The sequence below is a fragment of the Slackia sp. genome (assembly GCF_977041755.1).
The window spans coordinates 1-5,167 of sequence record NZ_CDRRGL010000219.1 but is presented as its reverse complement, the minus strand read 5'-3'; the positions used below and the strand labels follow the sequence as shown (position 1 = coordinate 5,167).

General features: G+C 52.1%; 3 protein-coding genes and 6 tRNA genes. All 9 read left to right on the top strand.

Features of this window, described 5'->3' with window-relative positions:
* The first annotated feature begins 121 nt into the window (after window positions 1-121).
* Window positions 122-210, top strand: a tRNA-Leu gene (locus ACWI8T_RS09740).
* Window positions 211-553: 343 nt separating this feature from the next.
* Window positions 554-642, top strand: a tRNA-Leu gene (locus ACWI8T_RS09735).
* A gap of 730 nt (window positions 643-1,372) precedes the next feature.
* Window positions 1,373-1,447, top strand: a tRNA-Val gene (locus ACWI8T_RS09730).
* Window positions 1,448-1,451: 4 nt separating this feature from the next.
* Window positions 1,452-1,527, top strand: a tRNA-Gly gene (locus ACWI8T_RS09725).
* Between the two features lie 42 nt (window positions 1,528-1,569).
* Window positions 1,570-1,643, top strand: a tRNA-Cys gene (locus tag ACWI8T_RS09720).
* A gap of 5 nt (window positions 1,644-1,648) precedes the next feature.
* Window positions 1,649-1,724: transfer RNA gene (locus tag ACWI8T_RS09715), tRNA-Gly, on the top strand.
* 574 nt (window positions 1,725-2,298) lie between these two features.
* Window positions 2,299-3,618 carry an NCS2 family permease gene (locus ACWI8T_RS09710; protein ID WP_449138802.1) on the top strand — a complete coding sequence of 440 codons (1,320 nt, stop codon included), beginning with the start codon at window positions 2,299-2,301 and terminating at the stop codon, window positions 3,616-3,618.
* A 209-nt stretch (window positions 3,619-3,827) separates the two neighbouring features.
* Complete coding sequence (locus tag ACWI8T_RS09705) at window positions 3,828-4,742, top strand: LysR family transcriptional regulator (RefSeq protein ID WP_449138801.1); 915 nt, start codon at window positions 3,828-3,830, stop codon at window positions 4,740-4,742.
* Between the two features lie 120 nt (window positions 4,743-4,862).
* Window positions 4,863-5,167, top strand: a 305-nt coding sequence (locus ACWI8T_RS09700; protein ID WP_449138800.1) for a hypothetical protein, incomplete at its 3' end; no start/stop codon positions are given.

Genomic DNA, 5,167 nt, shown 5'->3' with positions numbered 1-5,167 from the left:
CTTCTGTACCCGCAGGGCACGATTTCTCGCTAGGTTTCGAATTTTCTTTAAATTGGGTCTTGCTCAATTCAGAGAGTTCCGTATAATACCAAATCGCTGCTTGCAATACGCAAGGAACCACGTCGGAGTGGTGGAACGGCAGACACGCTAGCTTGAGGTGCTAGTGCCCACATACCGGGCGTGCGGGTTCAAATCCCGCCTCCGACACCATCGAAACTTGAAAGCCACCCAATCGGGTGGCTTTTTTGTATGTGGAAGCTCCGCAGGCATTTGGGTTGGGGTCTTAACTGGAAGAGGCGGTTTGGCCGAGTGGGTCCAATCGTGTTTGTAAGAGGTTTATAGGAGAGTCGGAGGCGAGCCCTTATGAGCCTTCGCGAAGGTTGATTTGAACCCATGGATTGTTTTACGAGCACGGGCTTGAAGGCCAAAGACGTGCGCGTTTATGGCATTGCTCGCGCGGGAAAAATTTCTTAAAATAGTTCTTGCATTCAATAGACGTTCCTGTAGAATACTATCTTGTCGCTTGCGAGGGGCAACCCAAACAAGGAACCACGTCGGAGTGGTGGAACGGCAGACACGCTAGCTTGAGGTGCTAGTGCCCACATACCGGGCGTGCGGGTTCAAATCCCGCCTCCGACACCATCGAAACTTGAAAGCCACCCAATCGGGTGGCTTTTTTACATCTGGCTGATATTTTTCGTCCCAGGCAAGCCAGGTTGATGCGTAGGGTCGGGCTTGGGCTTATGCCTAAGCTTATGGGGCAAGATTGGACTTGGATCCTTGGGCTGTAGGACCGTAGGGCCATGGTGGCCAATGGAACCATGGGGTTGTTGAATTGTAGGGTCATGACCCGTGATCTATGGGCTACGGACCATAGACTTGCGAGACAAACGGCCCCCTTTGACTTGTTATTGTGTTCTGGGAAGTCTGTTGTGGCATGGAAGGCCTGTTATGGCAGAAAGCGGCGCAATGGGGCCTCTCTGCGGCTCATCGATCCTTCTTTGAGCCCTGGATTGAGGCTCCGATCGTACCTCAAGGTTCGATTTCGGGTTCAGCACGGTGTTTCGGTTCGAAAGCCGAGGCCCCATTGTCGTATTTTCTGACAAAACGCGCTCGATTCTGTGCACTCGGGCCCCATTGCGGCGATTTCTGCCATCTTCCATGGGGCATAATCAAAGGCCAGGGAAGCGAGGAAATATCATAGCTGGATATATTCGGAATACCATTAGCCTCTGACCTGCGTTAATTCAGTTATAGTAGGCATAAGGGCAAAAAATTCGAAAAAAGTTCTTGCATTCGCCTGGGGAAGTCTGTAATATACCAACTCGCGCGGTTGAGCGGAACGGAAACGATTCGAACAACCAAACGAAGTGGGCGGTTAGCTCAGGGGGAGAGCACTACCTTGACACGGTAGGGGTCACAAGTTCAAATCTTGTATCGCCCACCACTTCGCGGACATGGCTCAGTTGGTAGAGCACCACCTTGCCAAGGTGGGGGTCGCGGGTTCGAGCCCCGTTGTCCGCTCCAGTTCATTCGAAGCCCGTTTTCGGGCGGGCTTCTTTTGATAATGGCGAGATGGCCAAGTGGTAAGGCAGGGGCCTGCAAAGCCCTCACCACCGGTTCGAATCCGGTTCTCGCCTCCATATTTGCGGACATGGCTCAGTTGGTAGAGCACCACCTTGCCAAGGTGGGGGTCGCGGGTTCGAGCCCCGTTGTCCGCTCCAGAAATACTGCAGCCGAGGCAAGCGCCTCGGCTGTTTTCGTTTTCAAGCACGTAGCGGGGCTCGAACCGATGAGGTGGAATTCCGTCAAGAAAACCGCCCAGTGGGCGGTTTTTAGGAATTCGCCCGAAGGCTTTAGCCCGAGGGGAAGGGGCGCGCGAAGCGCGTCCATGAGCCCCTTATGTCCGCTCCAGTCTTTATTGCGCCGTTCTGACGAACGGCGCTTTTTCGTTTGAGGCGACCTGACGCTGCGCGGAAGCCTGTCGCCCCATCTTGCCCCTTGTGCACGGCTCGGCGCGTACCGAAGTACGCTTGGCCATGCGGCGGGGCAATCTGGGGCACCCGGCTTCCGCTCGCTGCCTTTGGGGCGAGTGGGGCTCAAGGGGCCATCCTTCTTTTTGCGTTTTCCGAGCACGCAGTGGGGCTCGAACTAATCTTCTCGCATCCATTCACCTTTGCTGCGAGCCTTTCTACACGTCGCATCGTAGGTTGCTCTGCTTTCTTTTCTGTGGCGTGATAATATGCTCATTTGCCGCATAGATGGTGCGGCGAAGCTTCTCGAGCAGAAAGGTTGAGAGTGGATACGTTTTTTAAGATTTCCGAGCGTAATTCTTCGGTCGGAAATGAGGTCATCGGCGGCCTCACGACATTCCTTGCGATGTCGTACATCATCGCCGTTAACCCGCAGATGCTTGTTGCGGCGGGCATGCCGTTTGAAGCGGCGCTTACCGCAACGTGCATCGGCGCAGCCGTCATGACGATTGCTATGGGCCTTATCGCCAACCGTCCTGTTGCTTTGGCGTCTGGTATGGGCATTAACGCCATCGTCGCCTATACCCTGTGCCTGGGCGGCGTGAACGTCGACTGGCGTGTTGCTATGGCCATTGTTATGCTCGAAGGCGTGGTCATCTTCATCTTGGTTGCGTGCGGACTTCGTAAGGCGGTCATGGACGCTATTCCTGCTAGCTTGCGTCACGCTATTGGCATCGGCATTGGTCTTTTCATCGCATTTATCGGTCTGAAGGGTGGCGGCGTTATCGTCTCGAGCGAATCGACCCTTCTTACGCTTGGTGATTTGTCTTCGCCTGTTGCTATCGTTTCCCTTGTCGCTATTGCGATCGCGGTTATTCTGCAGGTGCTCAACGTGAAGGGCGGCTTGCTCATCTCCATCGTTGCGGCGACGATCGTCGGCATTCCGCTGGGCGTAACGCCGCTGCCGACGTCGTGGAACTTCGGTTTGGACTTCTCGGCCTTTGCGGCCCCGTTCCAAACCATTCCGGGCACCGACACCATGGCAATCGTCCAGGTGTTCCTGCAGCCTGCCTTGCTGCTCTTCGTGTTCTCGTTGCTTATGAGTGACTTCTTCGACACGATGGGCACGGTTGTTGCCGTTGGCCAGCGTGGCGAGTTCGCCGACAAAGATGGCAACGTTGACGACATTCAACCCATTCTCATGGTCGACTCCGCGGCCGCTGCGGTAGGTGGTTTCTGCGGCGCGAGCTCTATCACCACGTTCGTCGAATCGGCTTCGGGCGCTGCAGCTGGTGCTCGTACGGGCCTGTCCAACATCGTCGTGGGCCTGCTGTTCGTTGTGTTCGCGTTCTTTGCGCCCGTGATTGGCATGGTGTCATCTTCGGCTACCTGCGGTGCGCTTGTCGTTGTGGGCTACCTCATGCTTTCTGATGTGGCGCATATCGATTGGGAGAACATTGAGCATGCGTTCCCGGCGTTTGCGTGCATCATGGGCATTCCCATGACGTATTCCATCACGAACGGCATTGGTTTCGGCTTTATCTCCTACGTGGTCATTATGCTCGTGACTGGCAGGGCGAAGGAAGTCAAGCCGCTCATGTGGGTTGCCTCGCTCGCGTTCTTGCTCATGTTTGTCTTGGCGTAACAAACATTTCTTTCATATGTCAAGGCCCTACTTCCAACTGGGAAGTAGGGCCTTCTCTACTTTGGGCATCATTCTCAGGTTTTGCGATCAGAAGGGCTGTTGGTCATATTGAAGTTATTTGAGCGTTTATATCCATCTGCCGAAATAATATCGACCTGCAAATTCAATTGCTGCTTTATCCCCTATCGTAAGGTTAGAGGAGGCCTAGCATGGATATTAGGCAGTTGAAATACCTTTCAGCCGTAGTCAATTATGGGGATTACCAACTTGCTGCGCGATCTCTTTTTATCTCGCCACAGGGGTTGTCGAAAGCGATACGTCAATTAGAAAATGAGCTAGGCGTAGCTCTTATGGAAAAGGTGGGAAGAGAATCCCGCCCAACAAATGCCGCAATTGAGCTGGTTGCCCGCAGCTCTCAGCTGATTTCCGAATACGATTTGTTGCTCAGATTTTTATGCGAAGGCGATAAGCATAATGATCTATGCAGTTTAGAGAAATTGACCCTAGGTGTTTACAATGCGGGCTTAAGAGGAGATATTTTCTCGAATACAAATTTCTCGACTCTATTCGATAGGTTGCGGCCAATTAGTCTTGACCTCATTAGGCGTTCGAGTGCTGTTTGCCTTGGCGGAGTACTGAACGGCATCTTGGACGCAGCTATCATTCTCGGCAAACCCAATACGGACGAATTAAATTATCATAGAATCGCTTCTGTACCCGTGTATGTGTCCATGGCCGCAAATCACCCCTTGGGCGCAAAAACGAAAATCATGCTCTCAGATCTGAGCGATTGGCCTATTGCATTTCCGGATGACCTTCGCTACATACCCAATCATATGAAACGAGAATTAAACAAGAAATCCCTTAAGCTAACGTTCGAAGAGGTTCCCTCGAGGGTTGAGGAAGTTGACGCTTTTCTCAAGAAGGGCGGTCTACTCCTTATCAGCCCATATGGATTCATCAGTAATAAGACCATAGAACGACAATTGGGGTCAGATGGCGAAATAGCTTTTGACATGTATATGATTTACAAAGAAGGGAATGCCTGCTCAGCTTATTCCGATATCTTATTTTTCTTTAGAAATGAGCTCAATAAAATATTGCTTGCTATCAGAAACCGATAGTTTCTCTCGTAAATAGTTCGTTTCGTTTCACTGCGCCCATTCTATAAATACTGACTGCAGGGCTATTGCCAAACAATAGTAAATTTACAACAGCTTCTACGAAGCGGAAACGGAGGACCGATGGCTTCTTTCGCGAAAGGCAAAAAATTGCATGCAGCCGCAGTGGGGTTCGTGTTGTTCATGCTCTGCGCACCTTGTGCTGCATATGCTACCGACTACGATTACATTGCAGCTGATGGGCGTCCCTTTGCTGCGACTCCCACGAAAGAGGAATTGGATCAGATAGCTATTCTTGAAGCTAATGCCGAGAATGGCATTGCACCCCAAACTTCCAGCGATAGCTATTTTGCGTTCAACCTAAAAGACAATACAACGGCTGCGGCCAGTCCTGCCACCAAGGATGACGACAGCTCGACATATGTATA

Bases quoted from the DNA above. Each gene is read 5' to 3' on its own strand.
- ACWI8T_RS09705 (WP_449138801.1), top strand. From the start codon at position 3,828: ATGGATATTAGGCAGTTGAAATACCTTTCAGCCGTAGTCAATTATGGG.